This window comes from Dietzia sp. DQ11-38-2, from assembly GCF_014145055.1.
Classification (GTDB): Bacteria; Actinomycetota; Actinomycetes; order Mycobacteriales; family Mycobacteriaceae; genus Dietzia.
The window spans coordinates 1-2,772 of the sequence record NZ_JAALDW010000472.1; the positions used below are offsets into that span (position 1 = coordinate 1).

The following is a 2,772-nucleotide window of genomic DNA, read 5'->3' on the forward strand; positions in this document are numbered from 1 at the left end:
TGAGTCCCGCCGACGCCCGTTCCGATGAGGAGGAGCATGACCACCACGAAGGGGATCCGACCCGCCAACTCGGCAGGACTCAGTCGTTCCGCGGGGACGACCACCGTCCTGCGCCCCCGCACCGAGCGGGTGACCGGCTTACGGCGCAGGCCCACCGCCCCGACGCCCGGGGGCCGCCCGGTCGGGGCGGTGGGCGCGCGCCGGGTATCTGAGCTGTCGGCGGGATCCGCCGTGTCGATGGTGCTCGTCATGGGGTTCTCCCGTCGATACGCCGGACGCATCGCACCCGGACCGAGGCCGAGCGCGGGTTGTGGTCGATCTCGGACTGTGACGCCTTCTCCGCCCCGCGGGTCACGGACTCGAACTCGGGGCCGTGCCCCGGCAGTTCCACCGGCAGTCCGGCCGGGGTGCGCGAGGCGGTCCGGAGGGTGAGTTCCCGCTTGACGATCTTGTCCTCGAGCGAGTGGTACGCCATGAACAGCGCCCGCCCGCCACGCCTCAGGAGGTCGAGGTACCCCGGTACCGCGTTCTCCACCGCCTCGAGCTCGGCATTGACCTCGATACGCAGGGCCTGGAAGACGCGCTTCCCGGGATGCCCGCCGGTGCGTCGTGCGCCCTGGGGAATGGTGTCGTAGAGGAGTTCGACGAGCTGGGCGCTGGACGAGATGGGATCGGTCTCCCGGCGACGCACTATGGCGGAGGCGATCTGTCGCGCGAACCGCTCCTCGCCGTAGACCCTGAAGATCCTCGCGAGATCGTCGCGCGGGTAGTCCGCCAGGATGTCGGCGGCGGTCGGCCCCGTGGTGGGGTCCATCCGCATGTCCAGCGGCGAGTCGACCGAGTACGCGAATCCCCGCTCTGCCACGTCGAGCTGCATGGATGAGACACCGAAATCGAGCAGCACCCCGTCGATCGCGGGCCCGGCGTCGTCCCTCGACTCCGCGGGAAGACTGCTCACGATCAGGTCGAGATCGTCGAACCGGGCGTGCACGGGAGTGAACCGGTCCCGGAACGCGGTGAGCCTCCGGGTGGCGATCTCGAGGGCGTCCGGGTCACGGTCGACCCCGACGACCCGCAGGTCGTCGAATGCGGCGAGGAGGTGCGAGGTGTGTCCGCCCAAGCCCAACGTGCCGTCCACGATCACCGGCCTGCGGCCCGCTGTGGCGGCGGCGTCGACGACTGGCCGGAAGAGTTCGAGGGTGCGGTCGAGGAAGACGGGGACGTGGCCGAACCGGGCCGCGGCGCGGTCGGAGCCGGGCTCTTCCGCCATGTCGCCTCCCTCCCGTCCGGATGCCATCGGCTCTCCGGTTGTGGTGGAGCCCCCTGGTCCCCGTCCGGTACCCACCTGGCGTTGGGGAAGTACGCCAGGGTGGTGCCGGGCAGGGGCCGGGGGGCTCCGTCCGTCGTGCTCTCGTGCTGTCCACATGCCGTGCTGTCGAAATGCGCTCTCGACAGTGCGTTCTCGACCCCGGCGATCAGAATTCGATCCCCAGGGATGTGCCCTCCATCTCGGAGAACACGGGGAGGTTCTCCGCGCTGTAGCGGTCCCAGGCGTCTGCATCCCAGACCTCGAGGCGTTCCCCCAGGCCGTTGACCACGCAGTCCTTGCCGAGGCCCGCGTAATTTCGCTGACTCACCGGGATGGAGATCCGCCCCTGTGAATCGAGTTGTTGAACCTCCGCGCCACTCACCAGGAGCCGGAAGAACGCCATGTGCCTCTCGCTGAGGTTGGCGGTCGGCCGCACCTTTCTGACCAGCGCGTCGAACTCGCGCTCCGGGAAGACCGAGAGCGTGTTGGTGAACCACCCACACACCACCACCCCGTCCGACAGGCCTGGCCTGAACCTGGCGGGGATCGTCAGCCGTCCCTTGTCGTCGAGCTTGGGACGGTGCGTCCCGTACCCGACGAAGGCTCGTTCGCGCTCGGAGTCGTTGGGGTCGGTGTCGGTCACCCGCCACCTCCTGGGATCAGGCCCCTTCGAGCTCCTCGCATCCCCCACTGTACCCCACAATGCCCCACAAACAAGGCCTGCGCCCCACTTCTCCCCACCTTGGGAAGTCTTTGCAGTTCAGACCGCGCAAGAGCGAGACAACTCCGCTACCGGAACCTAACGTGGCGCACCCACACGGACGCATTTCCGGTGGTTGTCTGTGGTTGATGTGACTCGAGCGCATCCGTGGGATTACCGGACGGATGCTGGTGGGGCAAAGTGGAGAGCAGGGGCGCGAGTGGTGGGGACGGTCGTCGCCAACTCGCCCGCCGGACTCTCGGATGACATCGAGTAGGACGGTCGCCGAGACACGTGCGGAGCCACAGGAGTGGTTCGTCGCCAGAGAGGCGGAGCGGAGCGGGCCGGCGCTCGGAAACGGGCCGATACCTCGGACACCGCTACCTCAGGAGCGGGCCCGAACCTCGCAAATAGGAGGGAGGGGCGAGCGCCGATGCGCTCGCCCCTCCCCGGAGCTCGTCAGACGTCGTGGTTACTGCTCGAACCGACGGCGGAAGCGGTCTTCCATGCGAGAAGAGTAACTCTGGCCTTCCGCCCCCTTGGAGGACGACTTCCCCGCACCCGGCACCCGGGTTCCACCGGAGGCCGCGGTCGACGACCCCGTGGAGGGCGCCGAACGAAGAGCCATCACACCGGCCGCGAACATCACGAGGAAACCCACCAGACTGAGGACGGGAAAACCGCCGGGCTTGAAGTCGAGCGCCAGCCCGCCCACTAGGAGCGCGACCCCCACGAGACCGAGGACCACTACTACACCGGCGGA

General features: G+C 68.5%; 4 protein-coding genes. All 4 read right to left on the reverse strand.

Features of this window, described 5'->3' with window-relative positions:
• A partial coding sequence (locus tag G6026_RS14785) for a hypothetical protein (protein WP_182613624.1) occupies positions 1 to 251 on the reverse strand: 251 nt, incomplete at its 3' end.
• Positions 248 to 1,270, reverse strand: a complete 1,023-nt coding sequence (gene rsmH / locus G6026_RS14790) for a 16S rRNA (cytosine(1402)-N(4))-methyltransferase RsmH (RefSeq protein ID WP_107758055.1) — start codon at positions 1,268 to 1,270, stop codon at positions 248 to 250. The genes rsmH and G6026_RS14785, both read right to left, overlap by 4 nt.
• A gap of 205 nt (positions 1,271 to 1,475) precedes the next feature.
• Entirely contained in the window at positions 1,476 to 1,952 is a 477-nt protein-coding gene (locus G6026_RS14795; protein ID WP_107756210.1) for a division/cell wall cluster transcriptional repressor MraZ, read from the reverse strand.
• Positions 1,953 to 2,481: 529 nt separating this feature from the next.
• Positions 2,482 to 2,772 (reverse strand): hypothetical protein (locus tag G6026_RS14800; RefSeq protein ID WP_182613625.1); only part of this gene is annotated, 291 nt, incomplete at its 5' end.